The organism is Dactylosporangium sp. McL0621 (assembly GCF_049995355.1).
GTDB lineage: Bacteria > Actinomycetota > Actinomycetes > Mycobacteriales > Micromonosporaceae > Dactylosporangium.
On record NZ_CP188259.1, the window covers coordinates 4,579,738 to 4,595,465 of the forward strand.

Sequence of the window (15,728 nt, forward strand, 5' to 3'; positions counted from 1 at the left end):
TCTACGCGCGGCCGGGCCGGCGTCGGACGGGTTCACGCCCGGGCGCTTGGCTCGGTCGTGGACCGGGTTCGGCCGATGGGATCGGCTGTGTGACCGGCTGGCCGGCCGTCAACCGGAAGGTCTCACCGTGGTGTGCCAGCTCGACCGGGTCGCCACCCTCCAGCGAGTACGTCGCCTCGGTGCGGGTGACGTTCACGCACAGCCGCTGCCCGTGCCACAGCACGCTGAAGGTGAGCCGGGCAAGCGGCCCGGGCAGGCGCGGCGCGAACGTCAGCGACCCACCGCTGTCGCGCATGCCGCCGAAGCCGGCCACGAGCGCGATCCAGGCGCCGGCCAGCGATGCGATGTGCAGCCCATCGCGCGTGTTGTGTTCGAGGTCGTCAAGGTCCATCCGGGCGGCTTCGCCCAGGTAGTCGTAGGCGAGATCGAGATGGCCGACCTCGGCGGCGATCACCGCCTGGATGCTGGCCGACAGCGACGAGTCGCGGACGGTCAGCGGCTCGTAGTATGCGAAGTCGCGGGCCTTCTCGTCGGCGGTGAACGCGTCGCCGCGCTTGTACAGCGCCATCACCAGGTCGGCCTGCTTGACCACCTGCTTGCGGTACAGCTGCAGGTATGGGAAGTGCAGCAGCAGCGGGTACTGGTCGGGGCCGGTGTTGGCGAAGTCCCACACCGGGAGGTCGGTGAACTGCTCCGCCTGTGGATGTACGCCGTGCTTGTCGTCGTAGGGCACGAACATCGCGTCGGCGGCGCGGGTCCAGGCGGCGATCTCGTCGTCGCTCACCCGCAGACCGGCCGCCTCGTCCGGGTGGCGCTTCGCGGCCTCGGCCGCGCCACGCAGGTTCCGCTGCGCCATCAGATTCGTGTAGACGTTGTTGTTGGCCAGGGCGCTGTACTCGTCGGGGCCGGTGACCCCGTCGATCCGGAAAGCGCCGTCGGGGTGGTGGCAGCCGAGCGAGGCCCACAGCCGGGCGGTCTCCACGAGCAGCGGCAATCCGGCCTCCCGCTCGAACGCCTCGTCGCCGGTCGCCTGCACCAGCCGGATCGCCGCGTCGGCGATGTCGGCGTTGATGTGGAGCGCGGCCGTGCCGGCCGGCCAGTAGCCGGAGCTTTCGTCGCCGTTGATCGTGCGCCACGCGAAGGCCGCTCCCTCGAGTGTCAGCTGCCGGGCCTGCTGCCGGGCGGCGGGTATCGTCAGGTGCCGCCATCGCAGCGCGTCGGCGGCGGCGTGGGGGGTGGTGTAGGTCAACGTCGGCAGCACGTACGACTCGGTGTCCCAGAACGCGTGCCCGTCATAGCCGGGACCGGTCAGCCCCTTGGCGGGGATCGGCCGGCGCTCGGCCCGGGCGCTGGCCTGCAGGACCTGGAACAGGGCGAACCGGACGGCCTGCTGTACCTCCGCGTCACCGTCGAGGTCGACGTCGGCGCGGGCCCAGTAGTCGTCGAGGTACTGCCGCTGCTCGGCCAGCAGGCCCTCCCAGCCGCTCTCCTGCGCCAGCGTCAGCGCCGCCTCCACCTGGGCCGAGATCGCCGGGACCGACCGCAGACTGGACCAGCCGTATGCCAGGAACTTCACCACCCGCAGCGGCTGCCCTTGCGCCAGCCGGGCGGTGAGCGTCAACCGGGCGGTGTCCGGCCAGCACTCGATACCCGTCCTCACGTCCGCCGGGCACTCCACCACGTGGTCCATCGCCGCGCCGACCCGGCGCCCGCTGGCCCGGGTGCTGTGCACCAGTCGTGCGTGCGCGTCGTGCGAGCTGTGCTGCTCCGATCGCAGCGGCGCCTCGAGGGCGGCCGCCGCCCGCGGGTCGGCCGACATCGCCGGCAACTGCTCGTTGGCCACGAGCTCGGACTGCAGCACGATGTGCAGCGGCCCGTCGACCGGCCGCACCTCGTACGCGATCGCGGCGGTCGCTCGCTGGGTGAACGACACTAGCCGGGCCGAGGAGATCTGCATGCGGTGACCCGCCGGAGAGACCCAGTCCGCGGTTCTCCGCAGCACCCCGTCGCGCAGCGACAGCACCCGCTCGTGCGAGCGCAGCTCGCCGTAACGCACGTCGAACGGTTCATCCTCGACCAGCAGCCGGATCGGCTTGCCGTTGGTGACGTCGATGACGGTTTGGCCTGTTTCGGGAAAGCCGTAGCCGGCCTCGGCGTACGGCAGAGGCCGGAACTCGAACACCGAGTTCAAATAGGTCCCCGGAAGCCCGTGCGGCTCGCCCTCATCGAGGTTGCCGCGCAGCCCGACATGGCCGTTGGACAGCGCGAACACCGATTCCGACTGCGCCAGCACCTCCAGGTCAAGACTGGTTTCGCGGATGTTCCACGGCTCGGGCGGAAACGCCGTATGTGTGATCATCGCTCGTCTCCGATTCAGGTCGGTCCAACAGTTCGGCGAGATCCTGCATCACGGTGTCGGCACCGTGGGCACGACGTAGCTCGTCGGCCTGGCTCGCTCGGTCGACACGCACGACGTACCCGACCCCGCCGGTCCGGCCGGCGGCGACGGCCGGCCAGCGCGTCCTCGAACACCGCCGCCGCTTCCGGCTCGACCCCGAGCACGCGGGCCGCGCACAGGGACGTGTCGGGGGGCCGGCTTGCCGCACAGCCCCTCCCGCTCGGCGACGACCCCGACCCCGACGAGGTCGTCGATGCCGGCAGCCGCCAGGATCTCTGCGTAGTGCTTGCTCGACGACACCATCGTGCGCCGCAGCCCGGCGTCGCGCGCCGGCCGCAGATAGCGCACCGATCCCTCGAATGGCGTGGCCCCGCTGCATAGCCGCCGCGAGAACGCCGCATCCTTGCGCATGCTCAGCCCGTGGATCGATTCCCGGTGGGCGGGTCATCCGGTTGGCCCTCCGACAGGGCAATGCGGCGGGAAGCCAGGAACGATCGCGTGCCGTCCCCGCGGGGCTTGCCGTCCACCTACTCGTCATAATCCGATACCGGGTCGAACGGCCTGAACGCCTCCCCGCCGCGCTGCGCACGCCGCCGCAGGAACTGGTCGACGGTCTCCTTCCACGCCGCCGCCGTCGGGGTCAGGACGCCGTCGAGATCGAGCAGGCATGCGCGGACGCCTGTGGGCAGGCTGAGCACCTATCTCACGCTACCTGTGATGATCAGGCGGCAACCAGGCTGAACGGATGCCCACGTGACTTGATGGTTCTGTGGTTACCGGTAGATCCGGTTCGAATGGGGAACCGGAACATGTGCCGGACCCGTCGGATGCCGCTTGGAGGAAACCATGATGGCAACGCAGAGGCCGATGGAAAGGCAGGGCTGACGACGATGCGCCACGAGATCGAGATCCTGCCGACCCCGGAGGCGGTGGCCCGCAGCGCGGCGGGGTACGTGGCAGAGCGGGCGCGGGCGGCCGTGACCAGGCACGGCCGGTTCACCTTCGCCGTGAGCGGCGGGCATACCCCGTGGGCGATGTTCGGCCGGCTCGCCGAGGAGGACATGCCATGGGAACGGGTGGTGCTGTACCAGGTGGATGAGCGCATCGCGCCGGCCGGGGACCCCGACCGCAATCTCAGGCACCTGCGGGAGAGCCTCGGCGAGGCGTCGGCCGAGGTGATCGAGATGCCGGTCAGCGACCCCGACCCAACCGGCGCCGCGGCGCGATATGGTGCTCGGCTGCCGAAGCGCTTCGATCTGGTTCATCTCGGCCTCGGCCCAGATGGGCACACCGCCTCCCTGGTACCCGGCGATCCGGTGCTGGACGTGACCGATCACCTCGCCGCGATCACCGGGACGTACCAGGGCCGCCACCGTATGACGCTCACCTATCCGGCTCTCGCCCGCGCCGACCAGATCCTCTGGCTGGTCACCGGCGCCGACAAGAAGGCGCCGCTGGCCAAGCTCCTCGCCTGTGACCGGTCGATACCGGCGGGGCGGGTCCAGGCCCCACATTCGCTGGTACTTGCCGACGGCGCGGCGTCCGTCTGAGCCGATCGGCTCGGGCCCGCGGCCACGCTCAGCGGGCTGCGCTCCGCAGCACGCGGCGCTCGACCTCATCGTCGTGCCCGATCAGGACAACCGTCACCAGTTCGGGCGGAAACAAGCCATGGTCTACCAGCCCCGGGGTCGCAGACAGGCGAGCCGCAAGCCCGGCCGGATCGCCCACCGGCCCTGGTAGTCGGCGATGACGCCGCCGTCCGGGCTCCTCGGCAGGTCCCGCAGCGCCACCGGATGCAGCCGGCGCAGCGTGGCGGACAGGCCGAATGCGAGCAACTCCAGCGGTATCGGCGCACGCAGCGCCCCGACCGGCTTGGTGGAGTCCGCGATGACCACGAACTGGCTGGCCGCGGCGGCGACGATCTTTTCCCGGGTATGCGCCGCGCCCCCACCCTTGATCAGCCAACCATCGGGGGCGATCTGGTCGGCGCCGTCGATGGTCACATCGAGCTGGCTGATCGTGCTGAAGGGCTGTACGGACAGGCCCAACTCGCGGGCGGCATGTTCGGTACGGGGTGACGACGCGACGCACCGGATCGCATGCCGACGACGGGCAAGTACCGGCAGCAGGGTACGTCACGGTCGAACCGATACCAAGGCCGACCGTCATACCGTCGACCACATACTCGGCGGCCGCCTCGGCCGCGGCCTGCTTCTCTCGCTCGATGCTCACAGCTACATGGTCTCCCGATGCGGCCACGAGTCGCGCGTGTTCGGTGTACTACCCGCCGAGCCGGGTACCGGCCAGGTGACACAGGTAACACCTGGAACGGTTGGAGTGACCAGAAATCATGAGCGTTCGGCACGGAGCGCCCGGCTCCGGTACCAGGGAATCCGTTACGCCGCGGTGGGAGGGTAACGGCTCGCCCTGCGACGATCACGTGATCGTGCTGTTCGGCGCCACGGGGGATCTCGCCGGACGCGAGTTACTCCCCGGGCTGTTCCGCCTGGCAAAGGCGGGCCTGCTGCCGACCAGGTATCGCATCGTCGGCTCGGCGAGGTCCACGCTGACCGACGACGAGTTCCGCGAGCGCGCCAGGCGCGCTGTGGTCGAGTTCGGGAAGGTGGAGCCGACCGACGAGGAGTGGCGTGCGTTCGCCGACTCGCTGTCCTACGGCGCCGCGACGCCGGCGCAGCCGCAACCGCTGCTCGACGCGGTGGACGCGGCCGAGAAGGCGCTCGGCGGTCACCCGCGCCGTTTGTATCACCTGGCCGTGCCGCCGACCGCCTTCGCGCCCACGATCGGCATGCTCGCCGAGACGGATCTCGCCAAAAACGCCCGGATCATCGTCGAGAAGCCGTTCGGCACGGATCTGGCGTCGGCACGTGCGCTCAACGACACCATCCACGCCACCTTCGACGAGTCCCAGGTGTTCCGCATCGACCATTTCCTCGGCAAGGAGTCGGTCGACAACATCCTCGCCCTGCGGTTCGCCAACGGGCTGTTCGAACCGATCTGGAACCGCGACCACATCAGCTATGTACAGATCGATGTGCCGGAAACGCTCGGGATCGAGGGCCGGGCCGCGTTCTTCGAACAGACCGGCACGTTCCGCGACATGATCGTCACCCACCTGTTCCAGGTGCTGGGGTTCGTGGCGATGGAGCCGCCCACGTCACTGACGGCCAAGCACCTGCGCGACGAGACGACCAAGGTCTTCGAGGCGATGCCACTGCTGGACCCCGACCGGGTAGTACGCGGCCAGTTCCGCGGCTACCGCGACGAGCCCGGCGTCGACCCGCAGTCGCAGACCGAGACGTTTCTCGCCGCGCGCGTCGAGGTGGACAACTGGCGCTGGTCAGGGGTGCCGTTCTACCTGCGCTCCGGCAAGGCGCTCCGGCAGAAGCGACAAGTGGTCACGCTCGGGTTCAAGGAGCCGCCCCTGCGGATGTTCCCGCTGGATCGGGATACGCGCGATGCGACGCCCAGCAACAAGCTGGTGATCGAGTTCGACGACCCGGGCTGGATCGCGGCCCGTTTCCAGGCCAAGGAGCCCGGCGCCGCCCTGCGACTCGGCGAGGCGACCATGACGTTCCGGTACGCCGACTCGTTCTGCACGCAGTACGCGCTGGCGGGGTACGAGCGACTCATCCTCGAAGCCCTGCTGGGCGACCAGTCGCTGTTCACCCGCGCCGACGGCATCGAGCGGCTCTGGGAGGTGTCCGCGCCGCTGCTGGACAGTCCACCACCCGTAGAGGCGTACGCGCCGGGATCGTGGGGCCCGGACTCCATCGACCGGCTCATCGCGCCGCACCACTGGTACCTGCCGGACAGCCCATGACCACACCGCCCATCCGCCTGATGCTCGCCGACGTCGACGGAACCCTGGTGACCCGCGACAAGGTGCTCACCCACCGTGCCATCGAAGCAGTACGCGCGTTGCACGCCGCCGGCATCCTGGTCGCGATCACCAGTGGCCGGCCGCCACGCGGCATGTCCGTGCTGATCGAGCCGCTGCACCTGAGCACCCGATCGCCGCGACCTGCATGGGCCGCACGTGGACCGCGAAGCGTGGACCGTACAGTTCCGGCCGACCGTGATGAACGACTACGACGACCTCACCGAGGACATCGCAAAAATTGTCGGCGTGAGCGACGACCACGACACGGTGGCTGCGGCCTCCTCGGCCGCGCACCAGCAGTTCGGAGATCCGGCGGTCGTCCAGCTCAACGGCGGGGCATTTGCCCTCCAGCTATCGAGTCCTTGGAGGCGCCGGTTACTGATCTCGCCACGGTCCGGATCCGTCGCCGGAAAGTTCTCAATGGACTCGTCAACGAGTATGCCCAGGCAGCGTAGCCAAGCCGCGTTTTCGAACGGTACAGGCTCCGGCAGGCTTGCGCGGACAGTGGCATGCGCTGATCGCCCGCGCGCTCGCTTTGCCGTGAGCGTGCGCCCGATCGTGCACGATCGGTGAGGTGGCCGGCTACGCGGGTCGGTCCCGGTCCCTCATGTGGTCGAGGCGCGGTCGATGGCGGCGATGGAGGTGTCGAGCGTCCGGTTGAACTCGTCGTCGGTTTGCTGGTACCGAAGACCCTCCGTCAGCGCTCGCGAGAAGCTGGCGATCAGGCCGTGGTTGCGAGCCAGCCGGGCGTCGGCATCGTGCTGGGAGTAGCCGCCGGACAGGGCGACCACCCGCAGGATCTTCGGGTGCTCGATCAGCTCGGCGTAGAAGTCGTCCTGCGTCGGAATGGACAGCTTAAGCATCACCTGTCGCCCGTCCGGCAGTGCCGACAGGCGGTCGAGGATGCCCTGCCGCAGCAGTTCCTCGGCCGACTGCTTCTCGTCGCTGTGGATGTCGACCTCAGGCTCGATGATCGGCATGAGGTCGGCGTCGAGGATCCGCTCGGCGTAGGCGAACTGTTGATCGAGCACGGCGGCGACACCCGCCGAGTTGGACCTGGCGATGAACGAGCGCATCTTGGTGCCGAACACGCGGCGGCGGTTGGCCCGCGCAAGCACGTCGTCCAGCTTGGTGAACGGCTTCATCAGCCGTACGCCATCCGTCTCGTCGGCGAGTCCCTCGTCCACCTTGACGAACGGTACGACCTGTTTCCGGTCCCACAGGTAGGCGGGGGTGGCCGTGCCGGCCACGTCGCGGTCCATGGTCTGCTCGAACAGGATCGCGCCGAGGATCCGGTCGCCGTTGAAGGCCGGCGCGGTGATGATCCGCGACCGGAAAGCGTGCATGTGGTCGAACATCTCGTCCTCGGTCGCGTAGCCCGACTCCGGCACCCCGTACTGCGCCAGCGCCTTCGGGGTGCTGCCACCACTCTGGTCCAGCGCGGCGAGGAAACCACGGCCGTACCCGATCTTTGACCCTTGCTCCTGGTCCATGCCCCGATCCTGGCACCAACGCCGACCGGCCGTAGACGAATGGCGACGAGCTCACCACCACCAAGTACCACCGCACGGGCCTACCCCACCGCGCTGGCCGCCGGCTGCCGCACGACCTGGGGGCGCCCCGATCGTCGGCGGAGTCGCGCACCCCCGGCGCGTCGTCGGGTTCGCCTTTGGCGCGGGCGGCGATCACGTCGCCGCACACCCGGGCCTGATACTTGCCCATATGGGTGAGCAGGTTGCGGCCGTCGAGGTCGCCGACGGCGTACAGCCAGCCGTCTGCGACGGCGGCGGCCCGCGACCGCCACGGTGCCGGTCGAACACGACGCCCAGGACGCGACCGCGTCGTTCAAGCTCCTCGAGGGCGAGTCTGCAGTGTTCGCGCTCGACCGGGTAGGCGACGACATCGCGCCCCGCGGGTGTGTTCACGCCGAGGCCGACCACGAGTTCGCCGCAACGGTGGCGTTCTGGCGACGGTGGCTGTCCGCCTCCCGCTACCGCGGCCGGTGGCGCGAGACGGTGCACCGCTCGGCATTGACCCTCAAACTGCTCAGCTACGCGCCCGACCGGCGCGATCGTGGCCGCACCGACGACCAGCCTGCCCGAGCGGATCGGCGGCGAGCGCAACTGGGACTACCGGTATGTGTGGATCCGCGACGCCGCCTTCTGCGTCTAGCGTCTACGCGTTGCTGCGGCTGGGCTTTACCCGCGAAGCCGAACCCTTCATGAGGTTCCTGCTCGGGCGCGTCGGCCTACGCGGCGACGGCGCGGAAGGGCCGCTGCAGATCATGTAGGGTATCGATGAGCGAATCGACCTGCCCGAACGCGAACTGCCGAACCTGGACGGATACCGCGGCGCCGCCCCGGTACGCATCGGAAACGCCGCCGCCGACCAACTCCAGCTCGACATCTACGGAGCGCTGATCGACTCGGTCTACCTCTACGACAAGTGGGGACAGCCGATCTCCAGCGACCACTGGGAAGCGGTCTCCGCTCTGATGGACTGGGTTTGCGACCACTGGGACCAACCTGACGAAGGCATCTGGGAAACCCGCGGCGGCCGCAAGAACTTCCTGTACTCGAGGCTGATGTGCTGGGTCGCGATCGAACGGGCCATGCGAATGGCAAGCCATCGCGGCCTGCCTGCCAACATCCCACATTGCGATCTATCGGCATATCATGCGTCGCGGCTGGTCGCCCACCCGGCGGGCGTTCGTTCAACAGGAGGACAACGACGTCCTCGATGCCGCGCTCCTGATGATGCCCCTGACCAAGTTCATCGCCCCGACTGACGCGAAATGGCTGGCCACCCTCGACGCGCTCGCCGCAGAGCTGGTCTCGGACTCGCTGGTCTACCGCTACGACCCCCTCGCCAGCCCGGACGGCTTGCGTGGGGAGGAGGGCACCTTCTCGATCTGCTCGTTCTGGTACGCCGAGGCGCTCACCCGCGCCGGGGGCGACTCGACGAGGCACGGCCGGCCTTCGAGAAGATGCTCGCCTACGCCAACCATCTGGGCCTGTACGCCGAGCAGATCAGCCGCACCGGCGAACAGCAGGGCAACTTCCCGCAGGCCTTCACCCACTTCGCGCTGATCAGCGCCGCGTTCAACCTCGACCGCGCCCTAGGCTGACGAGCCGGGCTGCCGGTCCATACGGCCAGGTAAACCGTCGCGTTTCGCCGCCCGAGCTGGCGCGCAGCCGGGCGGCATGACGTCGCTCATCTGCCCGGCGACGAACGTCTCGGTCTGACCGCCGTCGCCCGGTCGCGGGTCGGCGGGCGCCCGGGTCCGGCGATGATGGACGACCACTAACCCGTGGATAGTCCTCATCTGCCCTGGGCCGCGGACGCCATGCCCAACTTCCCGCACGTCGGACTCTCGTCAGCCGTGCTTTTCCGCGTGGCCGCCGAACTCGCTGCGCATCGCGGAAAGCACCTTGTCGGTGAACTCGCCGAGCCCGCGTGACTCGAACCGCTCGACGAGCGCCGTGGTGATGACCGGAGCGGGCACGCTCTCGTCGATCGCGGCCTGGACGGTCCAGCGGCCCTCGCCGGAGTCCGACACCCGCCCAGTGAAGTCGTCCAGCTCGGGTGAGCGGGCCAGTGCGTCGGCGGTGAGGTCGACCAGCCACGATCCGACGACGGACCCACGCCGCCACAGCTCGGCGACCTCGGCGATGTCGATGTCGTACTGGTAGGCCTCCGGGTCGCGCAGCGGCGCGGTCTCGGCGTCGGCGAGACGGGTGGTCTTGCCCGCGTTCGCGTGCCTGACGATCGAAAGGCCCTCGCCGATGGCGGCCATCATCCCGTACTCGACGCCGTTGTGGACCATCTTCACGAAGTGACCGGCGCCGCTGGGACCGCAGTGCAGGTACCCCTCGGGGGCGGTCCCGTCACGGGTCCGGTTCGGCGTGAGCTCCGCGCTGCCACGGCCCGGGGCGATGGTTTTGAAGATCGGGTCGAGCCGCCTGACCGGCGCCTCCTCGCCGCCGATCATCAGGCAGTAGCCGCGTTCCAGACCCCACACCCCGCCCGACGTACCGCAGTCCAGATAGTGGATCCGGTGCTCGGCGAGCTGCCGGGCGCGAGTGATGTCGTCGCGGTAGTACGAGTTGCCGCCGTCGATCACCACGTCGTCCGGGTCGAGCAGCGTGATCAGCTGGTCAAGCGTGGACTGCACGGCCGCGGCCGGCACCATCAGCCAGACCGCGCGCGGCCTGTCGAGTTTGGCCACCAGATCCGCGAGCGAGGTCGCGCCGGTCATGCCCTCGTTGGAGAGCTGCTGCACGGTGCTCTCAGTGAGGGCGTACCCGACGCACCGGTGGCCGTCCTGTATGAGTCGGCGGACCAGGTTTGCGCCCATCCGCCCCAGGCCGACCATGCCGACCTGCATGGGTGTCTGCGTCGTCATTGCGATTCCCCCTCAAGCGGCGCCTCACGCTCAGCTCTTCAGACTGCGGTACCGGCGGATCAGCGCGTTGGTGGACGAGTCGTGGCCGAGTTCGGGTTCGATGTCGCTGGTCAGTTCGGGAACGATCTGCAGGGCGAGTGCCTTGCCGAGCTCGACCCCCCACTGGTCGAAGGAGTCGACTCCCCAAATTGTCCCCTGCGTGAACACGCTGTGTTCGTAGAGTGCGACCATCGCGCCGAGCAGCCGGGGAGTGAGTTCCTCGGCCAGGAGCACGTTGGTGGGCCGGTTGCCCTCCATCACCCGGTGGGGCACCACGTCCGGTGCGCTGCCCTCGGCCCGTACCTGTTCTTCGGTCTTGCCGAACGCCAGCGCCTGAGCCTGGGCGAACACGTTGGAGGACAGGATGTCGTGGTGGTCGCCCAGCGGGTTGAGGGTCTTGCCGAATCCGATCAGGTCGACCGGGATGAGTCGGGTGCCCTGGTGGATCAGTTGGTAGAAGCTGTGCTGGCCGTTCGTGCCGGGCTCTCCCCAGTACACCGGGCCGGTGTCGTAGTCGACTCGATTCCCGTCGCGAGTGACGTGTTTGCCGTTGGACTCCATGGTGAGCTGCTGCAGGTACGCCGGGAACCGTTTCAGGTACTGCTCGTACGGCATCACACCGACGCTCTGCGCGCCGAAGAAGTTCACGTACCACACGGTGAGCAGGCCCATCAGTGCCGGAAGGTTCGCCGCAAGCGGGGTGGTGCGGAAGTGCTCGTCCATCTCGTGGAACCCGGCCAGCATCTCGGCGAAGTGCGCCGGGCCGATCGCCAGCATAATGGACAGACCGATGGCGGAGTCCATCGAGTACCGGCCGCCCACCCAGTCCCAGAACCCGAACATGTTCGCGGTGTCGATGCCGAACTTCGCGACCCGGTCGGCGTTGGTGGATACCGCGACGAAGTGTTTTGCGATCGCGGCCTCGTCGCCGAGTTGGCTGACCACCCAGTCGCGCGCGGAGTGCGCGTTGGTGAGCGTCTCCAGGGTGCCGAAGGTCTTGGACGAGATGATGAACAGGGTCTCGTCCGCGGACAGGTCGCGGGTGGCTTCAAAGAAGTCGGTGGAGTCGACGTTAGACACGAATCGGAATGTCAGGTCCCGCCGGGTGTAGTGGCGCAGCGCCTCATAGGCCATCACCGGGCCGAGGTCGGAGCCGCCGATGCCGACATTGATGATGTTACGGATCGGTTTGCCGGTGTGGCCCTTCCATTGGCCGGAACGGACCCGCTGTACGAAGCCCGCCATCCGGTCGAGTACCTCATGGACCCGGGCGACCACATCGACGCCGTCGATGACGAGGGAACGTTCCTTCGGCATCCGTAGCGCCACGTGCAGCACGGAGCGGTGCTCGGAGGTGTTGATCGGCTTGCCGACGAACATCATGTCCCGGCGTTGTTCCAGCTGGCACTCCTGGGCAAGCCGGATCAGTAGCTGGAGTGTCGCGTCGGTGATGCGATTCTTCGAGTAGTCGAGGTACAGCCCGGCAGCCTCGGCGCACAGCCGGTCCCCGCGTTGCGGGTCCTCAGCGAACAGGTCCCGCAGGTGCCGTTCGCCCAACTCGGCGTAGTGGCTTTCCAGCGCCTTCCACGAAGGGCGCTCCCGCAGGGGTATGGCCGTCATCGAACCGTCCTCCAGTGTGATAACCGGGTCGTCGTGGTCCGGAGTTCGTTTTCCTCGGCGGGTTGTCCACGCATCAGGTGACCGCGGCGCGCTGTGTGGAGATCCGTTCGATCAGGTCGTTCCAGGCGGCGACGAACGACTTCGCTCCGTCGGCCTGCAGCTTTGCGGCGAGTTCGGCCACGTCGACGCCGGCGTCGCCGAAGCGGGCCAGCATCGCGTCGCAGTCGTCGCCGTCGGCGGCCATCGGCTCCCCGACCTCGCCGTGGTCGTAGAACGCCTGCAACGTCACGTCGGGCATGGTGTTGATCGTGAACGGGGCGGCGAGCCCGTGCACGTAGAGCGTGTCGGAGGCCGCGGGGTCCTTGGTCCTGGTGCTGGCCCACAGCAGCCGTTGGACGCGCCCGCCGGAGTTCTGCACGCGCTGCACCCGGTCGGAGTCCATGAGCCGGCGGTACGCCCGGTAGGTGGCGAGGCCGACCGCGAGGCCGAGCTGCTCCTTCAGCTCCTCGGGCACGCGGGTGGCGACGGCGGCGTCCCAGCGGGACATGAAGACCGAGGCGACCGACCCGACCGCGGGATCGAGCTGCTGCTCGAGTCGGCGTTCGACGCCGGTCAGGTAGGCGTCCGCGGCCGCCTCGTACTGCTCGGGCGAGAACAGCAGCGTGACGTTCACCGGTACGCCGGACGCGACGCACTCGGTGATCGCGGGCAGGCCCTCTGCGGTACCGGGAATCTTGATCAGCAGGTTGGGTCGTGCGGCTCGCGCGTGCAGCGTCTTGGCGGCCTCGATGGTCGCCTGTGTGTCGTAGGCGAGCAGCGGCGAGACCTCCAGCGACACCCAGCCATCCACGCCGTCGGTCTGCTCGTGCACACGCAGAAACTCGTCCGCGGCCCGCCGCAGGTCTTCGATCGCCAGGTCGAAGAACAGCTCCTCGGCGGAGAGCCCGGTCGTGCCCTTCGCGCGGATCGCGTCGTCGTAGCCGCCGGACTCGACGGCCTTGTCGAAGATTGACGGGTTCGAGGTGAGCCCGGTGACTGCGTACTTGTCGATGTAGTGCTGGATCTGGCCGGCGTCGAGCATGCCGCGAGTGATGTTGTCCAGCCACAGGCTCTGTCCGTGCTCGTGCAGGGTCTGGGTCGCCTTCATGTCGCCTCCTCGGTGGTCTGCGGGCCGCCGTGGCGGTCAGGTGCTGACGGCTACCTGGTCACGGGCGGCCTGCGATACGTGTTCGGGCGTGAACCCGAACTTGCTCAAGAGCTGTTTGAGCGGCGCGGAGGCGCCGAACGTATGCATGCCGACGACCGCCCCGGTGTCGCCCACGTACCGTTCCCAGCCGAGCGTGGATGCCTGTTCGATCGCGACCCGGGCCCGCACCGCCGGCGGGAGCACCTCGTGGCGGTACTGCCGCGGCTGCCGGTCGAACAGCTCCCAGCACGGCATGCTCACGACCCGGGCCCCGATCCCGTCGGCAGCGAGGTCGTCGCGTGCCGTGAGCGCGAGCGCGACTTCCGAGCCGGTGGCCAGCAGAATCACGTCCGGTTCGCCGGACGGCGGGTCGGCCAGCACGTACCCGCCCCGCGCGACCCCGGCCGCGGCGGCCAGCTTGCTGCGGTCCAGGGTGGGCAGCGGCTGCCGGGAGAGCACCAGCGCCGCGGGCTCGTGCCGCAGCCCGGCGACGACCCGCCAGGTCTCGACCACCTCGTTGGCGTCGGCGGGGCGGAACACCAGCAGCCCCGGCATGGCCCGCAGCGAGGCGAGCTGCTCAACGGGCTGATGAGTCGGCCCGTCCTCGCCGACCCCGATCGAGTCGTGGCTGAAGATGTGCACCGTCGGGATCTCCATCAACGCCGACAGCCGGATCGCGGCCCGGGCGTAGTCGGAGAAGATCAGAAAGCCCGACCAGTACGAGCGGAGCTTCGTCAGCGCCATCCCGTTGGCGATCGCCGCCGCCGCGTGCTCGCGGATACCGAAATGGAAGTTGCGTCCGAGCCGGTCGTCGGGCTGGAAGTCCCCGGCGCCCGGGAACGTCAGACGCGTCTTGGTCGACGGGGCGAGGTCGGCCGATCCGCCCAGCAGCCAGGGCACCGCCTGCGCCAGCGCGTTGAGTACCTGCCCCGACGAGTCGCGGGTGGCGAGCCCCTTCGCATCGGCCGGGACCGCCGGCAGCGCGTCCTGCCAGCCGTCCGGCAGCTCCCGCCGCTGCATCCGCTCGATCTCGTCGGCCAACTGCGGATACTTGCTGCGGTACTCCTCGAACCTCGACCGCCACGCGTCGCGCGCCGCGCTGCCGCGCGCACGGATACCGCGGGCGAACCCGTCGTACACCTCGTCCGGAACGTGGAAGTCGACGTCCTCAGGCAGACCGAGGAACCGCTTGGTCTCCCGTACGGCCTGCGCGCCGAGCGGCTCGCCGTGCGCTTGCGCGGTATCTTCCACCGGCGAGCCGTACCCGATGTGGCTGTGCACCACGATCAGCGTCGGGCGCTCATCTTCGGCCCGGAACGTGTGCAGCGCCCGCTCCACCGCGTCAAGGTCGTTGGCGTCCGCGACGGTCGTCACGTTCCAGCCGTACGCCAGGAACCGCTCGGCCACGTCCTCGGTGAACGCGAGGTCGGTGTGGCCCTCGATGGTCACCCGGTTCGAGTCGTAGATCCAGCACAGGTTCGACAACCGCTGGTGGCCGGCGAACGAGGCGGCCTCGGAGGAGATGCCTTCCATCATGTCGCCGTCCCCGGCGATGGCGTACACGTCGAAGTCGAAGAGCCGGAAGCCGTCGCGGTTGTACCGCGCGGCCAGCCACTGGCCGGCGACGGCCATCCCCACCGAGGTCGCCACGCCTTGACCGAGCGGCCCGGTAGTCGTCTCGACCCCGCTGGTCCACCGGTATTCGGGGTGGCCCGGGCAGCGCGAGTCCAGCTGCCGGAACGTCTTGAGGTCCTCGAGGGTGACCGAGGGACGGCCGAGCACCTCATAATCCGGATCGACCGCCCGCACCCCGCTCAGGTGCAACAGCGACCAGAGCAGCGCCGAGGCGTGCCCCTCGGACAGCACGAACCGGTCTCGGCTCGGCCAGATCGGATCAGCCGGATCGAACCGCAGGAACCGCTGCCACAGCGTGTACGCGACCGGCGCCATCCCCATCGGCGTACCCGGATGCCCCGACTCCGCCCGCTGGACCGCATCCATGCACAGGCCACGGATCGTGTTGACCGACAGCGTGTCCAGATCGATGCTCGTGGTCGTCAACATGACCTCCATGGATCGTGGAGCCTGGCGTGGCGCGCCAGCGTCCCAAGCCGTAGTCGCAAGCCCTTCCGTACCAACCAAATGTCCCCAGGCCCCCGACGGACTCACCTGGACCGCA

At 68.9% G+C, this 15,728-nt stretch carries 12 protein-coding genes and 3 pseudogenes; 7 read left to right on the plus strand and 8 right to left on the minus strand.

The window, feature by feature from the left end; genetic code table 11:
- Position 1: 1 nt before the first annotated feature.
- Together ACPPVO_RS21905 and ACPPVO_RS21910 are read right to left on the minus strand one after the other, a co-directional pair.
- Complete coding sequence (locus ACPPVO_RS21905) at positions 2 to 2,359, minus strand: glycoside hydrolase family 65 protein (protein ID WP_426513065.1); 2,358 nt, start codon at positions 2,357 to 2,359, stop codon at positions 2 to 4.
- Positions 2,301 to 3,096: pseudogene (locus ACPPVO_RS21910) on the minus strand (HAD family hydrolase). The gene ACPPVO_RS21905 and the pseudogene ACPPVO_RS21910 overlap by 59 nt, the downstream one beginning before the upstream one ends.
- Before the next feature lie 63 nt (positions 3,097 to 3,159).
- On the opposite strand from ACPPVO_RS21910, the gene pgl reads away from it, so the two are divergent.
- Complete coding sequence (gene pgl, locus ACPPVO_RS21915; RefSeq protein ID WP_426513066.1) at positions 3,160 to 3,948, plus strand: 6-phosphogluconolactonase; 789 nt, start codon at positions 3,160 to 3,162, stop codon at positions 3,946 to 3,948.
- Between the two features lie 123 nt (positions 3,949 to 4,071).
- On the opposite strand, the gene ACPPVO_RS21920 is transcribed toward pgl, so the two are convergent.
- Positions 4,072 to 4,446 (minus strand): ribose-5-phosphate isomerase A, encoded by a 375-nt coding sequence (locus tag ACPPVO_RS21920; RefSeq protein ID WP_426513067.1) that lies wholly within the window; start codon positions 4,444 to 4,446, stop codon positions 4,072 to 4,074.
- A 392-nt stretch (positions 4,447 to 4,838) separates the two neighbouring features.
- Here ACPPVO_RS21920 and zwf point away from each other — a divergent pair, with 392 nt between their 5' ends.
- The 3 genes and pseudogenes from zwf to ACPPVO_RS21935 all read left to right on the plus strand — a co-directional run bounded on the left by zwf (position 4,839) and on the right by ACPPVO_RS21935 (position 6,872).
- A complete protein-coding gene (gene zwf / locus ACPPVO_RS21925) occupies positions 4,839 to 6,239 on the plus strand; it encodes a glucose-6-phosphate dehydrogenase (protein ID WP_426513068.1) in 1,401 nt (466 codons plus the stop codon).
- Between the two features lie 20 nt (positions 6,240 to 6,259).
- Positions 6,260 to 6,364: pseudogene (locus ACPPVO_RS21930) on the plus strand (HAD hydrolase family protein); the annotation flags it as partial.
- Between the two features lie 133 nt (positions 6,365 to 6,497).
- Positions 6,498 to 6,872, plus strand: coding sequence for a hypothetical protein (locus ACPPVO_RS21935; protein ID WP_426514965.1), 375 nt, complete (start codon positions 6,498 to 6,500; stop codon positions 6,870 to 6,872).
- Positions 6,873 to 6,904: 32 nt separating this feature from the next.
- Here ACPPVO_RS21935 and ACPPVO_RS21940 read toward each other — a convergent pair whose 3' ends face one another.
- Complete coding sequence (locus ACPPVO_RS21940) at positions 6,905 to 7,792, minus strand: fructose bisphosphate aldolase (RefSeq protein WP_426513069.1); 888 nt, start codon at positions 7,790 to 7,792, stop codon at positions 6,905 to 6,907.
- 580 nt (positions 7,793 to 8,372) lie between these two features.
- On the opposite strand from ACPPVO_RS21940, the gene ACPPVO_RS21945 reads away from it, so the two are divergent.
- From ACPPVO_RS21945 to ACPPVO_RS21955, 3 genes and pseudogenes are all read left to right on the plus strand, one after another.
- Positions 8,373 to 8,471, plus strand: coding sequence for a glycoside hydrolase family 15 protein (locus ACPPVO_RS21945; RefSeq protein WP_426513070.1), 99 nt, complete (start codon positions 8,373 to 8,375; stop codon positions 8,469 to 8,471).
- A gap of 196 nt (positions 8,472 to 8,667) precedes the next feature.
- Positions 8,668 to 9,187, plus strand: a pseudogene (locus tag ACPPVO_RS21950) (glycoside hydrolase family 15 protein); the annotation flags it as partial.
- A gap of 98 nt (positions 9,188 to 9,285) precedes the next feature.
- On the plus strand, positions 9,286 to 9,426 hold the full coding sequence (locus tag ACPPVO_RS21955) for a glycoside hydrolase family 15 protein (RefSeq protein WP_426513071.1): 141 nt from the start codon (positions 9,286 to 9,288) through the stop codon (positions 9,424 to 9,426).
- A 249-nt stretch (positions 9,427 to 9,675) separates the two neighbouring features.
- On the opposite strand, the gene gnd is transcribed toward ACPPVO_RS21955, so the two are convergent.
- The 4 genes from gnd to tkt all read right to left on the minus strand — a co-directional run bounded on the left by gnd (position 9,676) and on the right by tkt (position 15,613).
- Positions 9,676 to 10,704: a phosphogluconate dehydrogenase (NAD(+)-dependent, decarboxylating) gene (gene gnd / locus ACPPVO_RS21960; protein ID WP_426502526.1), complete on the minus strand. Its 1,029-nt coding sequence runs from the start codon at positions 10,702 to 10,704 to the stop codon at positions 9,676 to 9,678.
- 30 nt (positions 10,705 to 10,734) lie between these two features.
- Positions 10,735 to 12,363 (minus strand): glucose-6-phosphate isomerase, encoded by a 1,629-nt coding sequence (pgi, locus tag ACPPVO_RS21965; RefSeq protein ID WP_426513072.1) that lies wholly within the window; start codon positions 12,361 to 12,363, stop codon positions 10,735 to 10,737.
- A 73-nt stretch (positions 12,364 to 12,436) separates the two neighbouring features.
- Complete coding sequence (gene tal / locus ACPPVO_RS21970) at positions 12,437 to 13,510, minus strand: transaldolase (protein WP_426513073.1); 1,074 nt, start codon at positions 13,508 to 13,510, stop codon at positions 12,437 to 12,439.
- A 36-nt stretch (positions 13,511 to 13,546) separates the two neighbouring features.
- Complete coding sequence (gene tkt, locus ACPPVO_RS21975) at positions 13,547 to 15,613, minus strand: transketolase (protein ID WP_426513074.1); 2,067 nt, start codon at positions 15,611 to 15,613, stop codon at positions 13,547 to 13,549.
- Between the last annotated feature and the right edge of the window lie 115 nt (positions 15,614 to 15,728).

Excerpts from the sequence above, each read along its gene's own strand:
- gnd (WP_426502526.1), bottom strand. The coding sequence starts at position 10,704 with ATGACGACGCAGACACCCATGCAGGTCGGCATGGTCGGCCTGGGGCGG.
- pgi (WP_426513072.1), bottom strand. The coding sequence starts at position 12,363 with ATGACGGCCATACCCCTGCGGGAGCGCCCTTCGTGGAAGGCGCTGGAA.
- tal (WP_426513073.1), bottom strand. The coding sequence starts at position 13,510 with ATGAAGGCGACCCAGACCCTGCACGAGCACGGACAGAGCCTGTGGCTG.
- ACPPVO_RS21905 (WP_426513065.1), bottom strand. The coding sequence starts at position 2,359 with ATGATCACACATACGGCGTTTCCGCCCGAGCCGTGGAACATCCGCGAA.
- pgl (WP_426513066.1), top strand. The coding sequence starts at position 3,160 with ATGGTTCTGTGGTTACCGGTAGATCCGGTTCGAATGGGGAACCGGAAC.
- ACPPVO_RS21940 (WP_426513069.1), bottom strand. The coding sequence starts at position 7,792 with ATGGACCAGGAGCAAGGGTCAAAGATCGGGTACGGCCGTGGTTTCCTC.
- ACPPVO_RS21935 (WP_426514965.1), top strand. The coding sequence starts at position 6,498 with ATGAACGACTACGACGACCTCACCGAGGACATCGCAAAAATTGTCGGC.
- tkt (WP_426513074.1), bottom strand. The coding sequence starts at position 15,613 with ATGTTGACGACCACGAGCATCGATCTGGACACGCTGTCGGTCAACACG.
- ACPPVO_RS21955 (WP_426513071.1), top strand. The coding sequence starts at position 9,286 with ATGCTCGCCTACGCCAACCATCTGGGCCTGTACGCCGAGCAGATCAGC.